Source organism: Kitasatospora sp. NBC_01287 (assembly GCF_026340565.1).
Classification (GTDB): Bacteria; Actinomycetota; Actinomycetes; order Streptomycetales; family Streptomycetaceae; genus Kitasatospora.
The window spans coordinates 6801093-6818683 of record NZ_JAPEPB010000001.1; the positions used below are offsets into that span (position 1 = coordinate 6801093).

Below are 17591 nucleotides of genomic sequence, written 5' to 3' on the forward strand. Positions count from 1 at the left end.
GCGGCCGCCCCTCACCCCCGCTGCAGGATCCGGGTCGCGCCCGTGACCGCCGTGGTGGCGAGCAGCCAGCCGGTCATCACCAGGCCCGCGCTGAGCCACTGGCCGACGCCGGTGGGGGCCCAGCCGTCCTGGCCGAGGTTGACGATCGGCAGCACCAGGCTGGCCGAGTAGAGGGCGGCGTTCCAGTGCGGGTGCTCATCCAGCTTCTCGGGCGGGGGCTGGTGGCCGGTGAACCAGAGGGTGCCGAGTGCCCAGGCGGCCACCAGCCAGAGGGCGGCGCGGCCGGGGCGGTAGCCGTAGCCGACGGTGACGTCCTGGAAGCGGCACCAGATCCGGCCGGGCAGCGGCAGGGTCTGGCGGCGGCGGCGCTGCTTGGCGTACTGGACCTCGCGGGCGTCCTCGTCCAGGCCGTCGCGGCGCAGGGCGGCGGCGAGTTGCTCGTAGGGCTCGGGGTGGTAGGTGTCCAGGGCGTGGTCCAGCCAGGCGATCCGCTGCTCGATGGTGAACGGGGTGCCCTCCGCCGGGCGCAGGTAGTCGTAGGCGAAGCCGGTCAGCCGCACCCGGTGGTTGGCGGGCCAGGCGCCCGGGGTGTCGACCAGGTTGCCGATCCGGGCGCGGGAGAGGGCGACCGTGCCGGTGGGCGGGGTCGGGCAGGTGAAGCGCAGCTCGGGGGTCTGGATCCGGCGCAGCGAGAGCTCCTGGTCGGGGGCCAGGTGGAACTCGGCGTTGGCGATCAGGCAGGCGGCCTCGAAGCGGGCGTCCTCCAGGCGGACCCCGCCGTAGGCGCGGAACGGCATGGTCCGGCTGCCCAGCGGGGCGGCCTCGCCGAAGCCCTGGCCGTACATGCTGCTGGGGTCGCCGCCGAGCGGGTCGGCCGCTTCGCCGAGCGGCCCGGCCGCCTCCTCACCGGCCCGCTGCTCGGGGAGCCTCCGGTCGTGGCTCTGCGGGTCGTAACTCTGCGGGTCGTGGCTCGCCGTCTCGCCGCTCTGCGGGGTGCGGTAGAACGGCCCCGGGTCGCGGCTGGGCAGGCTGTAGGTGACGCCCCGCAGCGCTGGCGGGTGGGCGCTGGGGTGCGGGCGCAGCAGCGGGGCCGGTGACCAGCCGCTCAGGTAGAAGGTGCTGCCGACGTTCACCCGGGCGGCGTTGAGGCAGTTGCCCTGGCCGGGGCGGGCGTGCAGCTCGGCGCCGCGCAGCGAGAGCCGGCCGCCGACCTTGGCGGTGCGCAGGCTCAGGTCGCCGTAGGTGGTCAGCCGGTCGGCCTCGAAGTCCTGGCTGACCGTCAGGCCGTCCGCCGAGAACGCGTGCTTGTACTGGTCGCAGCCCGCCACCAGGTAGTTGACGATCAGGTCGGTGCCGATCTGCGCGTCGGTCAGCCGCACCCCGAACGGCACCGTGCAGCGCGCCAGCACCAGGTCGCCCGCGGTGGTCAGCCGGGAGGCGTCCAGCCGGGGCAGCCAGCAGCCGTCGAGGCGCAGGGTGCCGACCTGGGCCTCTGAGAGCAGCACACCGGTGTCGAAGCGGCAGGCGCGCAGCTCGACGAAGTCGGTGATCCGGCCGCCCGCGAGGTCCAGGCGCCCGGTGATCAGCGCGCCGGTCAACTTGAGGCCGCGCACAGTACCGGGGACGGCGGCGGGCCCGGCCAGCAGCAGCAGCGAGAGCGCCTCGGCCCGCACGGTCCGCTCCGGGCCCCAGGCGGCCGGGCCGGCCGGATCGTCGGCGGCCGGGTTGCCGGCCGACAGGTCGCAGACCTCGCCGCGCCGGAAGTCCTCCCAGAGCCGCTGCTCGACCGGGCTCCACCGCGCCGGCGCCTCGCCTGCTCCGCCCGGCCCGCCCGCTCCGCCCGGTGCCCGGCGCGGCCGTGCCGACGCTCGCGTGCTCCTGATCGTCCCCACCTGTCGCCGCCCATCCCCGTGTGCCTGCCCAGCCCCGCGTCCGCCACCCCTCGGACGTCTCAGCGTTCGTATCACGGACTGAAATGCGGGGCCACCCGTTCCGGCCACTCCTTACACTGGACCGTGTGATCTCTCGAATCGACCTGCGCGGCTCCACCTCGGACCCCCGCGACCTGCTGCCCCGTGCCGAGTTCGACGTGGAAGCCGCCCTGGAGAAGGTGCGGCCGATCTGCGAGGACGTACGCCATCGCGGGGTCGCGGCGCTGATCGAGATCACCGAGCGCTTCGACGGCGTCGCGCTGACCTCCACCCGGGTGCCCGAGGCGGAGATCACCGCCGCGCTCGGGACGCTGGACCCGGCGGTCCGCGCCGCGCTGGAGGAGACGATCCGCCGGACCCGCCTGGTCCACCGCGCGCAGCGCCGCACCGACCACACCACCCAGGTGGTGCCGGGCGGCACGGTGACCGAGCGCTGGGTGCCGGTGGACCGGGTCGGCCTCTACGTGCCGGGCGGTCTGGCGGTCTACCCGTCCTCCGTTGTGATGAGTGTGGTGCCGGCCCAGGAGGCCGGCGTCCAGGGCATCGCCGTCACCTCCCCGCCGCAGAAGGCCTTCGGCGGCAAGGTGCACCCGGCCGTGCTGGCGGCCTGCGCGCTGCTCGGCGTCACCGAGGTGTACGCGGTCGGCGGCGCCCAGGCCATCGCGATGTTCGCCTACGGCACCGCGGAGTGCGCGCCGGTCAACCTGGTCACCGGGCCGGGCAACATCTACGTGGCCGCCGCCAAGCGCCTGCTCAAGGGCCGGATCGGCATCGACGCCGAGGCCGGCCCGACCGAGATCCTGGTGCTGGCCGACGACAGCGCCGTGCCGGCCGAGGTGGCCGCCGACCTGATCAGCCAGGCCGAGCACGACCCGATGGCCGCCTCGGTGCTGGTCACCGACTCCCTCGCGCTGGCCGACGCGGTCGACGCCGAGCTGGCGCGGCAGGTGGTGAGCACCAAGCACCGCGAGCGGGTCACCGAGGCGCTCTCCGGCAAGCAGTCCGGCACCGTGCTGGTGGACGACCTGGAGCAGGGCCTGGCCGTGGCCAACGCCTACGCCGCCGAGCACCTGGAGATCCACACCCGGGACGCTGCCGCCGTCGCCGCTCGGGTGCGCAACGCGGGCGCGATCTTCGTGGGCCGCTACGCCCCGGTCTCGCTGGGCGACTACGCGGCGGGCTCCAACCACGTGCTGCCGACCGCCGGCTGCGCCTGCCACTCCTCGGGCCTGTCCGTGCAGTCCTTCCTGCGCGGCATCCACGTGATCGACTACAGCCGCGAGGCGCTGGCGGACGCCGCCGCGTACGTGGTGAACCTCGCCAACGCCGAGGACCTGCCCGGTCACGGCGACGCCGTCCGGGCACGTTTTGCCGAAGGCGAACTGGAGCAGCGCACCGACTGGACGGTTCCCACCACGTGAAGATCGACGACCTCCCGGTCCGCGACGAGCTGCGCGGACAGTCGCCCTACGGCGCCCCGCAGCTGGACGTCCCGGTCCAGCTGAACACCAACGAGAACCCCTACCAGCTGCCCGAGCCGCTGGTGGCCCGGATCGCCGAGCGGGTCACCGAGGCCGCCCGCAACCTCAACCGCTACCCGGACCGGGACGCGGTCGAGCTGCGCACCGAGCTGGCCCGCTACCTGACCACGACCACCGGGCACCCGCTGGGGACCGGCCAGGTCTGGGCGGCCAACGGCTCCAACGAGGTCATCCAGCAGCTGCTGCAGACCTTCGGCGGCCCGGGCCGCAGCGCGCTCGGCTTCGAGCCGTCCTACCAGATGCACGAGCTGATCTCGCGCGGCACCGGCACCCGCTGGATCGCCGGCCCGCGCCGGGCCGACTTCACCATCGACGTCGAGGCCGCGCTCGGCGCGCTCGCCGAGCACCGCCCCGACGTGCTCTTCATCTGCTCGCCGAACAACCCGACCGGCACCGCCGTGGAGCGCGGGACCGTCCTCGCGCTCTACGAGGCCGCGCAGGCGGTCAAGCCGACGATCGTGATCGTGGACGAGGCGTACGTCGAGTTCTCGCACCGCGCCTCGCTGCTGCCGCTGCTGGCCGGCCGCCCGCTGCTGGTGGTCACCCGCACCATGTCGAAGGCCTTCGGCGCGGCCGGCCTGCGGCTGGGCTACCTGGCCGCCGACCCGGCGGTGGTGGACGCCGTGCAGCTGGTCCGGCTGCCCTACCACCTCTCGGCCGTCACCCAGGCGACCGCGCTGGCCTGCCTGGAGCACACCGACACGCTGCTCGGCTACGTGGAGAAGCTCAAGGCGGAGCGCGACCGGCTGGTCGAGGCGCTGCGCGCGATGGGCCTGTCCGTCACCGAGTCGGACTCGAACTTCATCCAGTTCGGCGTCTTCGCCGACCCGCACGCCGTCTGGCGGGCGGTCCTGGAGCTCGGCGTGCTGATCCGCGACAACGGTGTCCCCGGGCACCTGCGCGTCACCGCCGGCACCCCCGCCGAGAACGACGCCTTCCTCGACGCCGTCCGCACGGTCACCAAGGACCTGGACGCCGTCCGCACTGCCACCAAGGAGCTGTAAGAACTGATGTCCCGCATCGGGCGCGTGGAGCGCACCACGAAGGAGACCACGGTCCTGGTCGAGATCGATCTCGACGGCACCGGCCGGACCGACATCTCCACGGGCGTCGGGTTCTACGACCACATGCTCGACCAGCTGGGCCGCCACGGACTCTTCGACCTCACCGTCAAGACCGAGGGCGACCTGCACATCGACACCCACCACACCATCGAGGACACCGCCCTCGCGCTGGGCGCCGCCTTCAAGCAGGCGCTCGGCGACAAGACCGGCATCTACCGCTTCGGCAACTGCACCGTCCCGCTGGACGAGTCGCTGGCCCAGGTGACCGTCGACCTCTCCGGCCGCCCCTACCTGGTGCACACCGAGCCGGAGAACATGGCGCCGATGATCGGCAGCTACGACGTGACGATGACCCGGCACATCCTGGAGTCCTTCGTCGCGCAGGCGCAGATAGCGCTGCACGTGCACGTCCCGTACGGGCGCAACGCGCACCACATCGTCGAGTGCCAGTTCAAGGCGCTGGCCAGGGCGCTGCGCTACGCCGCGGAGTTCGATCCGCGGGCGAAGGCGGCCGGCGTCCTCCCGTCGACCAAGGGTGCGCTGTGAACACGGCCACGGTGCTGATCGTCGTGGGGCTCTTCCTGGCCGGCGGCGTGTACTCGTTCTGGAAGCAGAAGCTGCCCAAGGGCGTCGTCTTCCTGCTCGCCATCAGCTCGGCGTTCTGCCTGGCCGCCGGCGTCCTGCGCCTCTAGCACGCGTTCGTCCGCGCGCGGGGGCGCGGACGCACGGCGGTACGCAGACCGGCATCAGACAGACCTGCTCTAGACACTGGAGTTGTCCCGATCATGGGCAAGAACGTCGTGGTCCTCGACTACGGATCAGGAAACCTCCGCTCGGCGCAGCGGGCCGTCGAGCGTACCGGTGCGACGGTGACGGTGACCTCCGACTTCCAGCAGGCGCTGGACGCGGACGGCCTGCTGGTGCCGGGCGTGGGGGCCTACGAGGCCTGCATGCGCGGGCTGAAGGCGGTGGGCGGCGAGCGGATCATCGGCCGCCGACTGGCCGGCGGCCGCCCGGTGCTCGGCATCTGCGTGGGGATGCAGATCCTCTTCGAGCGCGGGGTCGAGCACGGGGTGGAGACCGAGGGCTGCGACGAGTGGCCCGGCACGGTCGAGCCGCTCCAGGCGCCGATCATCCCGCACATGGGGTGGAACACCGTCTCCTGGCCCGAGCAGAGCCGCCTCTTCGCGGGACTGGACCCCGAGACCCGGTTCTACTTCGTGCACTCCTACGGGGTGCGGCGCTGGGAGCTGGAGGTCACCAACGACAAGATCAAGGCCCCGCTGGTCAGTTGGACCACCCATGGGCAGCCGTTCGTCGCGGCGGTGGAGAACGGCCCGCTCTGGGCCACCCAGTTCCACCCCGAGAAGTCCGGCGACGCCGGTGCCGCGCTGCTGACCAACTGGGTCGCCACCCTCTGAGCCCCTCGGGCCCCGCTGAGTCCCTCCGAGCCCCCAGGGCCTCCGGGCCCCCTAGCCTTCCGAAGGTTGTAGCAATGAGCCGCCTCGAACTCCTCCCCGCCGTCGACGTCCGCGACGGCCAGGCCGTGCGCCTGGTCAAGGGCGCCTCCGGCACCGAGACCTCCTTCGGCGAGCCGCTGGCCGCCGCCCTGGCCTGGCAGAACGCCGGTGCCGAGTGGCTGCACCTGGTGGACCTGGACGCGGCCTTCGGCACCGGCTCCAACCGGGAGCTGCTGCGCGAGGTCACCGGCCGCCTGGACATCAAGGTCGAGCTCTCCGGCGGCATCCGCGACGACGAGTCGCTGGCCGCCGCGCTGGCCACCGGCTGCACCCGGGTCAACCTGGGCACCGCCGCGCTGGAGGCCCCCGAGTGGGTGGCCAAGGTGATCGCCGAGCACGGCGACAAGATCGCGGTGGGCCTGGACGTGGTCGGCACCACGCTGCGCGGCCGCGGCTGGACCAGGGACGGCGGCGACCTCTACGAGGTGCTGGCCCGCCTCGACGCCGAGGGCTGCGCCCGCTACGTGGTCACCGACGTCAACCGGGACGGCACCCTGACCGGCCCGAACCTGCAGCTGCTGCGCGACGTCTGCGCCCGCACCGACAAGCCCGTGGTCGCCTCCGGCGGCGTGTCGTCGCTGGACGACCTGCGGGCGATCGCCACCCTGGTACCTGAAGGTGTCGAGGGTTCGATTGTGGGCAAGGCCCTCTACGAGCAGAAGTTCACCCTCGAAGAGGCCTTGGAGGCTGTTTCATCGTGACGGATCGTCAGATCGTGCGGGGCAGGGTGTCCGGTTTCTCCCCGTGGGAGGAGCAGTTCGGCTACGCGCGGGCCGTCGCGGCCGGCGACCACGTGCACGTGGCCGGCTGCACCGCCTGGGTCAACGGGCAGATCGAGCGCGAGGGCGACCCCTTCACGCAGACCCTGAGCGCCTTCGGGATCGGCCTGGAGGCCCTCGCCGCCTACGGTCTGACGATCGACGACGTGGTCCGCACCCGGATGTACATCACCCACATGCGGGACGCCGACGAGATCGGCCGGGCGCACAAGCAGCTCTTCGACGAGGTCCGCCCGGCGGCCACCATGGTGGTGGTCCAGGGCCTGATCGACTCCCGGATGATGGTCGAGGTCGAACTCGACGCCTACCGCGCCGGATTGGCGCAGTCCTTGGAAGGTACCCAGAAGTGACGCTCGCCGTACGTGTGATCCCCTGCCTGGACGTCGACGCGGGCCGGGTGGTCAAGGGCGTCAACTTCCAGAACCTGCGCGACGCGGGCGATCCGGTGGAGCTGGCCCGCGCCTACGACGCCCAGGGCGCCGACGAGTTGACCTTCCTGGACATCACCGCCTCCTCCGGCGACCGGGAGACCACCTACGACGTGGTGCGCCGCACCGCCGAGCAGGTCTTCATCCCGCTCACCGTGGGCGGCGGCATCCGCACCGCCGAGGACGTGGACAAGCTGCTGCGGGCCGGCGCCGACAAGGTGGGCGTCAACACCGCCGCGATCGCCCGGCCCGAGCTGATCCGCGAGATCGCCGAGCGGTTCGGCCGCCAGGTGCTGGTGCTCTCGGTGGACGCCCGCCGGGCCGAGCCGGGCACCGGGACACCCTCCGGCTTCGAGGTCACCACGCACGGCGGGCGCCGCGGCACCGGCCTGGACGCGGTCGAGTGGGCCGAGCGCGCCGCCGAGCTGGGCGCGGGCGAGATCCTGCTCAACTCGATGGACGCGGACGGCACCAAGGACGGCTACGACCTGGCGATGATCCGCGCGGTGCGCGAGCGGGTCGCCGTGCCGGTGATCGCCTCCGGCGGCGCCGGCGCGCTCGCCGACTTCGCCCCGGCGGTCGAGGCGGGCGCGGACGCGGTGCTGGCCGCCTCCGTCTTCCACTTCGGCGACCTGCGGATCGGCGACGTGAAGACCGCGCTGCGCGAGGCGGGCCACCCGGTCCGCTAGGAGCTGTCCGGTCCGCTGGGCACGCCCTCGCCCTGCTCGCGCCGCGCGCCTACTGCTTCAGCGGCGCCGTCAGCTTCGTGCCGCCCGGCTGCCGGGAGGCCGCCAGCACGCAGGTCGCGTCCCGGAAGCCCTTCTGGTAGTCGCCGAGCGGGGGCTCCAACTGCAGCGGGTACCAGGTGCCGCCGCCCTGCTGCGCCTCCCAGGCGGCCACGACGGGCTGGCAGGCCTTCACCAGCGCCAGGCCGATCTGGCTGGCCTTGGTCAGCCCGTCGGGCAGGGTCGGATTGCCGATCGCCTGCGCGTCGTGCGGCTGGTCGCACCCGGCGGCCTGCGGGATGGTGATCGCCGGGCTCAGCTCCGGGTCCTGCAGGCAGGCGCCGACCGGGAACCACGGGTAGGGCAACTGCTTGCTCGGGCTGGGCGAGGGCGAGGGAGCGGGCGAGGCGCTGGGGGAGGGCGAGGGGCTGGGGGAGGGCGGCGGCGCGGCCGCCGGGTGCTTGTCGGTGGGCCACAGCAGCGCCGCCGTCACCGCGCCGGCGGTGAGCAGCAGCACGACGGCGAGCGCGAGCAACGGGCCGGTGCGGCGGGCAGGCTGGGTCATGTGCACCAGAATCCCGCAGTGCGGCCGGTGCTGGGGCCCGGTTGCCGCAAGTCCCCTCCGGAGATCGTCCCGAAGATCGTCGCGGTGCCCCGCCGCCGCCCGTTGCCTGCCACAATGTCCGCATGTCATCCGCAGCGCCGCAGCTCCCCGCCGTCCCCGGCAGCACCGCCCTCGACCCGGCCGTCGCGGCCCGCCTCAAGCGCACCGAGGACGGCCTGCTGCCCGCCGTGGCCCAGCAGTTCGACACCGGTGAGGTGCTGATGCTCGGCTGGATGGACGACGAGGCCCTGCACCGCACCCTGACCACCGGGCGCTGCACCTACTGGAGCCGCAGCCGCCGCGAGTACTGGGTCAAGGGCGACACCTCGGGCCACTTCCAGCACGTGAAGTCGGTGGCGCTGGACTGCGACGGGGACACCCTGCTGGTCCGGGTCGACCAGGTCGGCGCCGCCTGCCACACCGGTGCCAGGACCTGCTTCGACGAGGACGTCCTGCTCTCCCGCTGACCCCGCCGGCTCCGGGAAGACGCCAACTCCGCGAAGACGCCAACTCCGCGAAGACGCCCACCCCGAACGGCGCCCACCCCGAACGGCGCCCACCCCCGAAAGACGCCAACCCCCGACAGATCGGTGCCCGCCCGATGGACCTCGAAGCCTTCCGCAAGCTCGCCGCCGACACCCGGGTCATCCCGGTCACCCGCCGGCTCCTGGCGGACGGCCTCACGCCGATCGGCCTGTACCGCAGCCTGGCCGGCGAGCGCCCCGGCACCTTCCTGCTGGAGTCCGCCGAGCAGGGCCGCAGCTGGTCGCGCTACTCCTTCGTCGGGGTGCGCAGCGCCGCCACCCTGACGGTCAACCCGGACGGCGCGGCCCGTTGGCTGGGCACCCCGCCGGTCGGCATCCCGCGCAGCGGCGACCCGCTGCACGTGCTGCGCGCCGCGCTCACCGCGCTGCACACCCCGCGGCCCACCGACGACGGCCTGCCCCCGCTCACCGGCGGCCTGGTCGGCTACCTCGGCTACGACATCGTGCGCCGGCTGGAGAAGCTGCCGGACCTCAACCCGGACGACCTCAAGCTGCCCGAGCTGACCATGATGCTCGCCACCGACCTGGCGGTGCTCGACCACGTCGACGGCAGCGTGCTGTTGATCGCCAACGCGATCAACCACAACGACTTGGCCAGCGGGGCCGACCAGGCCCACGCGGACGCGGTGGCCCGGCTCGACGCGATGGAGGCGGAGCTGGCCAAGCCGGTCGACCCGGGCCTGGCGCACTTCACCCCCACCGCCGCCGCCGAGGCCGTCTCCCCCTTCGGCGGGGCGCCCTACCGGGCCGCGGTCGAGGAGGTCAAGGAGCGGATCCGGGCCGGCGAGGCCTTCCAGGTGGTCCCTTCGCAGCGCTTCGAGGCGCCGTGCGCCGCCTCCGCGCTGGACGTCTACCGGGTGCTGCGCACCACCAACCCCAGCCCGTACATGTACCTCTTCCGCTTCCCCGGCCCGGACGGCGGGGCCGAGGGCGGCTTCGACGTGGTCGGCTCCAGCCCGGAGGCGCTGGTCAAGGTGACGCGGGGTCAGGCGATGGTGCACCCCATCGCCGGCACCCGGCACCGCGGCGCCACCCCGCAGGAGGACGCCGAGCTGGCCGCCGAACTGCTGGCCGACCCCAAGGAGCGCGCCGAGCACCTGATGCTGGTCGACCTGGGCCGCAACGACCTGGGCCGGGTCTGCGCCCCGGGCAGCGTCGAGGTGGTCGACTTCATGTCGGTGGAGCGCTACAGCCACGTGATGCACATCGTCTCCACCGTCACCGGCCAGGTCGCCGAGGGCCGCACCGCCTTCGACGTGCTCACCGCCTGCTTCCCGGCCGGCACCCTCTCCGGGGCCCCCAAGCCCCGCGCGATGCAGATCATCGAGGAGCTCGAACCCACCCGCCGCGGCCTCTACGGCGGCTGCGTCGGCTACCTCGACTTCGCCGGCGACGCCGACACCGCGATCGCCATCCGCACCGCCGTGCTGCGCGAGAACACCGCCTACGTGCAGGCCGGCGCCGGCGTGGTCGCCGACTCCGACCCGGCGAGCGAGGACACCGAGTGCCGCAACAAGGCGGCCGCCGTGCTGCGCGCGGTGGCCACGGCGAACACGCTGCGGGCGCCGGTATCGTGAGGATCGCCGGATCGTTGTATCTCATCGGGAGGTGGCGAGGATGACCGCGATGGCAGCCGAGAGCGCCTGGGATGTGCACCGAGGCGTCGACTTCCCGCGTGGCTACCACGTCGAGATCACGGACGGGAAGATCATCATGACGCCTCAGGGCCTGACGCAGATGAAGGTCATCTTCAAGGCCGCCCGGCAGATCGAGGACCAGCTGGCCGAGCGCGGCGACTACATCTCCGACGTCATGGTGGACTTCCCGACCAGCCTGTACGGCTATGCCCCCGACCTTGCGATCGTCGGTCCGGACGCCGAACTCAACGGCCGTGGCCGCTATGAGTGGCACGACCTGGAAGCCGTCCTCGAAGTCGGCTCGAAGTCGACCCAGGACAACGACTTCGTCAAGAAGATGGCGCTCTACGCCGAGTGCGCCATCCCGCTCTACGTGGTGATCGACCCCGCCACCGCTCTCTGCACCGTGCACAGCGACCCGCAAGCCACCGGCAGCTACGCGCGGTCCGAGCCCGTCCCGTTCGGCGAGGATCTCGTCCTGCCTCTGGAGGGCCGCACCATCGTGATCGACACCACCGGCTTCCCCCGCGACTGAGACCGGTCGGTCCGGGCCGCCCCGGTGTCGGCGCTCGGGGCATCCCGGGGGATAGTGGACGGATGACTGCCACCCCGTCGCCCACCCCCGCTGCCACCCCGGCCCCCGCGCGTTCCGCCGCCGACCGGCGCAGCCTCGCCCTGATGCTGCTGCTCACCGTGGGCGGCGCCGGGCTGGTGCTGCTGGCGGCGGGGCGGACCTGGACCCAGGGGCAGGTCAAGGGCCTGGCGCTGAGTGCCTCGGGCAGCGAGGTGTCGGGGCTGCCGGGGGCGCTGGCGCTGGTCGGGCTGGCCTCGGCGGTGGCGATCTTCGCGGTGCGCGGGGCGGGGCGGTACGCGGTCGGCGCGTTGGTGACGCTGGCCGGGCTGGGCGCCGCGCTGGCGGCCGGCTTCGGCGCGGTGGACAGCGGCGCGGTGGACGGCGAGGCGGCCAAGAAGCTCGGGCTGCTCGGCACCACCGCGGAGCGGGTCAGCCACACCGCCTGGCCCTGGGTGGCGCTGCTCGGCGGCCTGCTGCTGGCCGCGGCAGGCCTGCTGACGCTGCTGCGCGGGCGGGCCTGGCCGAGCATGGGCTCGCGCTACGACGCCCCGGTGGCGAAGAAGAGCGCCGCGGCGAAGCCCGCCGGTGCGGTCAGCAGCCCGGCCGAGCTGTGGAAGGCGCTGGACCGCGGCGAGGACCCGACCGCCGTCTGAGCCGGCCCTGCCCTGCCCTGCCCGCCGGCGGCCGTGCCCGGGTACGGGGCGCGTCAACCGTGACCGTCCTCACCCGGACCCGGCTTTGGGCCGCCGGGAGGCGTCCGCCACAATGGAGGGTGACAATCCGCCGAGGCCGGCACCGACCCCCGGTAGGACCGTAGAACCAAGGAGTACCCAGATGTCGTCGCAAGCCCACGGACACACCCCTGCCGCCTGGACCGGGTCGGCCATCATCTTCGTCGGCTTCTGCGTCAGCGGGGCCGCGATGATCATGGCAGCGGTGCCGATCTTCTGGGTCGGTATCGCGGTCATCCTGCTCGGCGGCGTGGTCGGCAAGGCGATGTCGATGGCCGGCATGGGCAGGGTCGCGGACGACACCACGGCGAGGGTCACCGCCGAGGCGCGCGCCAAGGCCGCGAAGGCCGCCAAGGGCGAGGTCGTGGCCACGCCGGAGACCGCCGCCGTCGGCGCCCACTGACCCGCCGCTGACCCGCTGCCACCAGCACCTGGCACCGCTCCGGACCGGGGCGCCCGACCCCCTGCGGGCCGGGCGCCCCGGTCCGCGCGCGTCCGGCCCCGGCCGTCCTGGTCCGTGGCGGCGGGGCGCCACCCGCGCGGCGTAGCGCGTCGACCACCCGAACGGGGGCAGAATCAGCACGTGACCGCCCCCAGCACCCCGGCCGGACCGCCGCCCGTCCTGCGCCGTCTGGCCCGCCCGCTCACGGCCCTCGCCGCCGTCGCGCTGCCCGCCCTCTACGTCTCCGCCGTCGACCCGAACGCCCCCGGCCACTACCCGACCTGCCCGTTCCTGCAGGCCACCGGCTGGTGGTGCCCGGGGTGCGGCGGGCTGCGCTGCGTGCACGCGCTGAGCCGCGGTCAGCTGACCGCCGCCTGCCACGACAACCTGCTCGCCGTAGCGCTCTTCGCGGTGCTCGGGGTGCTCTGGGTCCGCTGGCTCTTCTCGGCGCTGACCGGCGCCGAGCCGCCGCACCTGGCGATGAGCAGGGGCCGCCTGATCGGGCTGCTGCTCCTCGTGCTCGCCTTCACCGTCGTGCGCAACCTGCCGGGCGGCGCGGGCCTGGCGCCGCCGTTCGTCTGAGCCGGCACGGGCCAGGGCATCGGCCAGGGCACAGACACGGGCACCGGCACCGGAACGGGCCAGGGCACGGGCACGGGCCCGCGGCGGGCCGAAGGGCCCGGCCAGCGGTCACAGGCCCGGTGACCTGCTCGGCAGCCGTTTCGCTCCGCGAGACGCGCGCCGGGCGGATGCGCCCCGCGCGCCCCGGTGCCGATACCATCGACAACGCCGATGGGGGCGCGTCCGACCGGATCCGCGCCACCGACGGCACCATCCGACTATCAGATTCGATGGGGGCCACCCGCGCATGAGCGTGCTCGACGAGATCATCGACGGGGTCCGCGAGGACCTCGCGGAGCGGCAGGCCCGGGTCTCCCTGGACGAGCTGAAGGAACTGGCCGCCAAGGCCCCGGACGCCAAGGACGGCGTGGCCGCGCTGCGCGGCGAGGGCGTGCGGGTGATCTGCGAGGTCAAGCGCTCCAGCCCGTCCAAGGGCGCGCTGGCCGCGATCGCCGACCCGGCCGCCCTGGCCGCGGACTACGCGGCCGGCGGCGCCGCCGCGATCAGCGTGCTCACCGAGCAGCGCCGCTTCGGCGGCTCGCTGGCCGACCTGGACACGGTCCGGGCCGCGGTGGACACCCCGCTGCTGCGCAAGGACTTCATCGTCACCGCCTACCAGCTCTGGGAGGCGCGCGCGCACGGCGCCGACCTGGCGCTGCTGATCGTGGCCGCGCTGGAGCAGCCGGCCCTGGTCTCGCTGATCGAGCGGGCCGAGTCGATCGGGCTGACCCCGCTGGTCGAGGTGCACGACGAGGAGGAGATCCGCCGCGCGGTGGACGCCGGCGCGCGGATCATCGGGGTCAACGCCCGCAACCTGAAGACCCTCGAGGTCGACCGCGACACCTTCGGCAACGTGGTGCACGCGATCCCGGACAGCGTCGTCAAGGTGGCCGAGTCCGGCGTGCGCGGACCGCACGACCTGATCGCCTACGCCAACCTGGGCGCCGACGCGGTGCTGGTCGGCGAGTCCCTGGTGACCGGCAAGGACCCGAGGACGGCCGTCGCCGACCTGGTCGCGGCCGGTGCCCACCCCGCCCTGCGCCACAACAAGGGCTGAGGCGGCGCGCTCATGGCCCTCGCCCCCCGACTGGCTCCCGGTTGCCGCCCGCGCGGCTGCCGCGCTCCCGCGCGCCGGGTACTGGGGCGGCGGGTGCGGTACGTGATCGGCTGCGAGCCCGGGCAGGTGCCGGGCCGCCGATGGCGCCGGACGACGCAGCGCTGACTCCCCGCTCCGTTCGTCCGTTCACCATCACACCAGGATCGCGCATGTCCGAAAAGGCTTCTGAAAATCTGACGGGCCCTCAGGTGCCCGATGCCCGTGGCTACTTCGGCGCCTACGGCGGCCGCTTCATCCCCGAGGCGCTGATCGCCGCGGTCGAGCAGGTCGCCGAGGAGTACGAGAAGGCCAAGCACGACCCGGCCTTCATCGCCGAGCTCGAACTGCTGCTCAAGGACTACACCGGGCGGCCCAGCCCGCTCACCGACGTGCAGCGCTTCTCCGCCGAGGCGGGCGGCGCGCGGGTGCTGCTCAAGCGCGAGGACCTCAACCACACCGGCTCGCACAAGATCAACAACGTGCTCGGCCAGGCGCTGCTCACCCGCCGGATGGGCAAGACCCGGATCATCGCCGAGACCGGCGCCGGCCAGCACGGGGTGGCCACCGCCACCGCCTGCGCGCTCTTCGGCTTCGACTGCACCATCTACATGGGCGAGGTCGACACCGAGCGCCAGGCCCTCAACGTGGCCCGGATGCGGATGCTCGGCGCCGAGGTGGTGGCCGTCAAGTCCGGCAGCCGCACCCTCAAGGACGCGATCAACGAGGCCTTCCGCGACTGGGTCGCCAACGTCGACTCGACCCACTACCTCTTCGGCACGGTGGCCGGGCCGCACCCCTTCCCCGCGATGGTCCGCGACTTCCACCGGGTGATCGGCATCGAGGCGCGCGCCCAGGTGCTGGAACGCACCGGCCGGCTGCCGGACGCCGTGGTCGCCTGCGTGGGCGGCGGCTCCAACGCGATGGGCATCTTCCACGAGTTCATCCCGGACGCCGGGGTGCGGTTGATCGGCTGCGAGGCGGCCGGCGAGGGCGCCGAGACCCCGCGCCACGCGGCCACCCTGACCAAGGGCGACCCGGGCGTGCTGCACGGCGCGCGCACCTACGTGCTGCAGGACGAGGACGGCCAGACGATCGAGAGCCACTCGATCTCGGCCGGTCTCGACTACCCCGGGGTGGGCCCCGAGCACGCTTGGCTCAAGGACACCGGGCGGGCCGAGTACCGCCCGGTCACCGACGACGACGCCATGCAGGCGCTGCGCCTGCTGTCGCGCACCGAGGGCATCATCCCGGCCATCGAGAGCGCCCACGCGCTGGCGGGCGCGCTGGTGCTGGGCCGCGAGCTCGGCCCGGACGCCGTCATCCTGGTCAGCCTCTCCGGGCGCGGCGACAAGGACATGCACACCGCCGCCCAGTACTTCGGCCTCTACGACACCGACGCCACCGCCGGCACCGCCCAGGGGGAGACCCGATGACCTCCAAGCTGAGCGCCGTGCTCGCCGCCGCCAAGGCCGCGGACCGCGCCGCCCTGATCGGCTACCTGCCGGCCGGCTTCCCCTCGGTGGAGGGCGGGATCAAGGCGATCAACGCCCTGGTCGAGGGCGGCTGCGACATCGTCGAGGTCGGCCTGCCGCACTCCGACCCGGTGCTGGACGGCCCGACCATCCAGACCGCCGACGACATCGCGCTGCGCGGCGGGGTGCGGATCAAGGACGTGCTGCGCACCGTCCAGGAGGTGGCCGGCGCCCACCCCGGGGCCGCGGTGCTGGTGATGACCTACTGGAACCCGGTGGACCGCTACGGCACCGCCAGGTTCGCCGCCGACCTGGCCGCCGCCGGGGGAGCGGGCGTGATCCTGCCCGACCTGCCGGTGGAGGAGTCCGAGGCCTGGCGTGCCGCGGCCGCCGCGCACGGCCTCGACACGGTCTTCGTGGTCGCGCCGAGCAGCCAGGACAAGCGGCTCGCCCAGGTCACCGCGGCCGGCAGCGGCTTCGTCTACGCCGCCGCCGTGATGGGCGTGACCGGCAGCCGGGCCCAGGTCGGCGAGCTGGCCGAGGACCTGGTCGCCAGGACCAGGGCCACCACCGAACTGCCGGTCTGCGTCGGCCTCGGGGTCTCCACGGCGGCGCAGGCGGCCCAGGTGGCCGGCTTCGCCGACGGGGTGATCGTCGGCTCGGCCTTCGTGCAGCGGATCCTGGACGCGGACGGCGACGAGAGCGCCGCGCTCGCGGCGGTCCGCGCGCTGGCCGCCGACCTCGCCGAGGGCGTGCGCCGCCGCTGAGCGCCGCCACTGAGCACCGCCACTGAGCACGCTCCTGACGGCCCGTCACCCCAGCCGGGGTGACGGGCCGTTGCGCGTTCCGGGCCGGCGGCCGGTCCGTACGGGTGAATCGGCACCGCCTGACGTGTCATCACGGTGCCCCGGGGCGTTGCACCTGGTGTGGTCCGGGAACGCTCCGCCCGCTGCGGTTCGTGTACTCCGCTCCGGTTTCGCACCGAACCCGCACTGCTCCGCAACCATCAGCACCGATTCGAGGGAGCGTCGCCGTGGCCTGCGTGCACCGTGCTGTCCTGCTCAGGGCCGCCGCCGCCGCGCTGGTGCTGGCCGCGGCCTTCGGGGGTGAGCACGCGGTGGGCCATGCGCTGGCCAAGCGCGGCGCCGAGCTGGCGGCCCATCAGCACCACGCGGAGACCGCCTCACAGGACCCTGGACAGGGTGTCAAAAAGGGCAGATGACACGCAATCACTCATTCGGGTGAATTAGGCCATTTTGGATTAAGCGTCACGAATCCCCTACGGTTCATCAGGTTAGCCCCCGCGGGTGCGGTGCCCGGGCGGCGGGTGTCCTGGATGAAGGGGGTGGCGCGGTGGCCGGCAGCGAGACGGTGGCACGGCGGTGGGCCACGGGCTCGGCCTTCGAGTGGCTCAGCACGGCGGTCCGGCTGGGCCTCGCGGTGGTCTGGGCCTGGGCCGGCCTCGCCAAGATCTCCGATCCGGCGGTCGCCGCCCAGGCGGTGCGGGCCTACCGGATCCTGCCGGAGTCGCTGGTCAAACCGGTCGGCTACGGCCTGCCGTTCCTGGAGCTGGCGCTCGCGCTGCTGCTGCTGGTCGGCCTCGCGGTGCGGGTGGCCGCGGTGGTCTCCGGGCTGCTGCTGCTCACCTTCGTCGCGGGCATCGCCTCCACCTGGGCCCGCGGGATCGCGATCGACTGCGGCTGCTTCGGCGGCGGCGGGGCGGTGGCCGCCTCCCAGACCCAGTACCTGCAGGAGATCCTGCGTGACATCGGCTTCCTGCTGATGGCGCTCTGGCTGGTGCTCCGGCCGCGCTCCAAGGCCTCGGTGGACGCCTGGCTGGCCCTCTGAGCCGCTCCTGACCGCCCCGATCCCCGCGGCGAC

22 protein-coding genes are annotated in these 17591 nt (G+C 73.5%); 20 read left to right on the forward strand and 2 right to left on the reverse strand.

Annotation, left to right across the window (positions count from 1 at the left end; all coding sequences use genetic code 11):
• Window positions 1-11: 11 nt before the first annotated feature.
• Complete coding sequence (locus OG455_RS29775) at window positions 12-1892, reverse strand: oxidoreductase (protein ID WP_266298979.1); 1881 nt, start codon at window positions 1890-1892, stop codon at window positions 12-14.
• A 125-nt stretch (window positions 1893-2017) separates the two neighbouring features.
• Between OG455_RS29775 and hisD the strand changes: the two genes are divergently transcribed.
• The 8 genes from hisD (at window position 2018) to hisF (ending at window position 7952) form a co-directional block, all read left to right on the forward strand.
• The gene (gene hisD, locus OG455_RS29780; RefSeq protein ID WP_266298981.1) at window positions 2018-3352 is read left to right on the forward strand and encodes a histidinol dehydrogenase; all 1335 of its coding nucleotides are present in this window, start codon (window positions 2018-2020) and stop codon (window positions 3350-3352) included.
• Window positions 3349-4476: a histidinol-phosphate transaminase gene (locus OG455_RS29785; RefSeq protein ID WP_266298983.1), complete on the forward strand. Its 1128-nt coding sequence runs from the start codon at window positions 3349-3351 to the stop codon at window positions 4474-4476. Before hisD ends, OG455_RS29785 begins: the two co-directional genes overlap by 4 nt.
• A 6-nt stretch (window positions 4477-4482) precedes the next feature.
• Window positions 4483-5082, forward strand: coding sequence for an imidazoleglycerol-phosphate dehydratase HisB (hisB, locus tag OG455_RS29790; protein WP_266298985.1), 600 nt, complete (start codon window positions 4483-4485; stop codon window positions 5080-5082).
• Complete coding sequence (locus OG455_RS29795; RefSeq protein ID WP_266298987.1) at window positions 5079-5228, forward strand: hypothetical protein; 150 nt, start codon at window positions 5079-5081, stop codon at window positions 5226-5228. Before hisB ends, OG455_RS29795 begins: the two co-directional genes overlap by 4 nt.
• A gap of 93 nt (window positions 5229-5321) precedes the next feature.
• Entirely contained in the window at window positions 5322-5957 is a 636-nt protein-coding gene (gene hisH / locus OG455_RS29800) for an imidazole glycerol phosphate synthase subunit HisH (RefSeq protein WP_266298989.1), read from the forward strand.
• A gap of 74 nt (window positions 5958-6031) precedes the next feature.
• Window positions 6032-6757, forward strand: a complete 726-nt coding sequence (priA, locus tag OG455_RS29805; RefSeq protein ID WP_266298991.1) for a bifunctional 1-(5-phosphoribosyl)-5-((5-phosphoribosylamino)methylideneamino)imidazole-4-carboxamide isomerase/phosphoribosylanthranilate isomerase PriA — start codon at window positions 6032-6034, stop codon at window positions 6755-6757.
• Window positions 6754-7185: a RidA family protein gene (locus OG455_RS29810; protein WP_266298993.1), complete on the forward strand. Its 432-nt coding sequence runs from the start codon at window positions 6754-6756 to the stop codon at window positions 7183-7185. Before priA ends, OG455_RS29810 begins: the two co-directional genes overlap by 4 nt.
• A complete protein-coding gene (gene hisF, locus OG455_RS29815; RefSeq protein WP_266298995.1) occupies window positions 7182-7952 on the forward strand; it encodes an imidazole glycerol phosphate synthase subunit HisF in 771 nt (256 codons plus the stop codon). The genes OG455_RS29810 and hisF overlap by 4 nt, the downstream gene beginning before the upstream one ends.
• 49 nt (window positions 7953-8001) lie before the next feature.
• Here hisF and OG455_RS29820 read toward each other — a convergent pair whose 3' ends face one another.
• Complete coding sequence (locus tag OG455_RS29820; protein ID WP_266298997.1) at window positions 8002-8553, reverse strand: hypothetical protein; 552 nt, start codon at window positions 8551-8553, stop codon at window positions 8002-8004.
• A 122-nt stretch (window positions 8554-8675) separates the two neighbouring features.
• On the opposite strand from OG455_RS29820, the gene hisI reads away from it, so the two are divergent.
• The 12 genes from hisI (at window position 8676) to OG455_RS29875 (ending at window position 17558) form a co-directional block, all read left to right on the forward strand.
• Window positions 8676-9059 (forward strand): phosphoribosyl-AMP cyclohydrolase, encoded by a 384-nt coding sequence (gene hisI / locus OG455_RS29825; RefSeq protein ID WP_266298999.1) that lies wholly within the window; start codon window positions 8676-8678, stop codon window positions 9057-9059.
• A 134-nt stretch (window positions 9060-9193) separates the two neighbouring features.
• Window positions 9194-10714, forward strand: coding sequence for an anthranilate synthase component I (locus tag OG455_RS29830; RefSeq protein WP_266299001.1), 1521 nt, complete (start codon window positions 9194-9196; stop codon window positions 10712-10714).
• A 40-nt stretch (window positions 10715-10754) separates the two neighbouring features.
• Complete coding sequence (locus OG455_RS29835) at window positions 10755-11309, forward strand: Uma2 family endonuclease (RefSeq protein WP_266299003.1); 555 nt, start codon at window positions 10755-10757, stop codon at window positions 11307-11309.
• Window positions 11310-11371: 62 nt separating this feature from the next.
• Window positions 11372-12001, forward strand: coding sequence for a TIGR02234 family membrane protein (locus OG455_RS29840; protein ID WP_266299005.1), 630 nt, complete (start codon window positions 11372-11374; stop codon window positions 11999-12001).
• A 181-nt stretch (window positions 12002-12182) separates the two neighbouring features.
• On the forward strand, window positions 12183-12482 hold the full coding sequence (locus OG455_RS29845; protein WP_266299007.1) for an HGxxPAAW family protein: 300 nt from the start codon (window positions 12183-12185) through the stop codon (window positions 12480-12482).
• Between the two features lie 180 nt (window positions 12483-12662).
• Complete coding sequence (locus OG455_RS29850; RefSeq protein WP_266299009.1) at window positions 12663-13103, forward strand: DUF2752 domain-containing protein; 441 nt, start codon at window positions 12663-12665, stop codon at window positions 13101-13103.
• A 286-nt stretch (window positions 13104-13389) separates the two neighbouring features.
• Complete coding sequence (gene trpC / locus OG455_RS29855) at window positions 13390-14199, forward strand: indole-3-glycerol phosphate synthase TrpC (RefSeq protein WP_266299010.1); 810 nt, start codon at window positions 13390-13392, stop codon at window positions 14197-14199.
• Between the two features lie 12 nt (window positions 14200-14211).
• On the forward strand, window positions 14212-14364 hold the full coding sequence (trpM, locus tag OG455_RS42320) for a tryptophan biosynthesis modulator TrpM (protein ID WP_368082115.1): 153 nt from the start codon (window positions 14212-14214) through the stop codon (window positions 14362-14364).
• Window positions 14365-14408: 44 nt separating this feature from the next.
• Window positions 14409-15671, forward strand: a complete 1263-nt coding sequence (gene trpB, locus OG455_RS29860; RefSeq protein WP_266299011.1) for a tryptophan synthase subunit beta — start codon at window positions 14409-14411, stop codon at window positions 15669-15671.
• A complete protein-coding gene (trpA, locus tag OG455_RS29865; RefSeq protein WP_266299012.1) occupies window positions 15668-16477 on the forward strand; it encodes a tryptophan synthase subunit alpha in 810 nt (269 codons plus the stop codon). Before trpB ends, trpA begins: the two co-directional genes overlap by 4 nt.
• A gap of 266 nt (window positions 16478-16743) precedes the next feature.
• Window positions 16744-16932, forward strand: coding sequence for a hypothetical protein (locus OG455_RS29870; protein WP_266299013.1), 189 nt, complete (start codon window positions 16744-16746; stop codon window positions 16930-16932).
• Window positions 16933-17063: 131 nt separating this feature from the next.
• Entirely contained in the window at window positions 17064-17558 is a 495-nt protein-coding gene (locus OG455_RS29875; RefSeq protein ID WP_266299015.1) for a MauE/DoxX family redox-associated membrane protein, read from the forward strand.
• The last annotated feature ends 33 nt before the right edge of the window (window positions 17559-17591 follow it).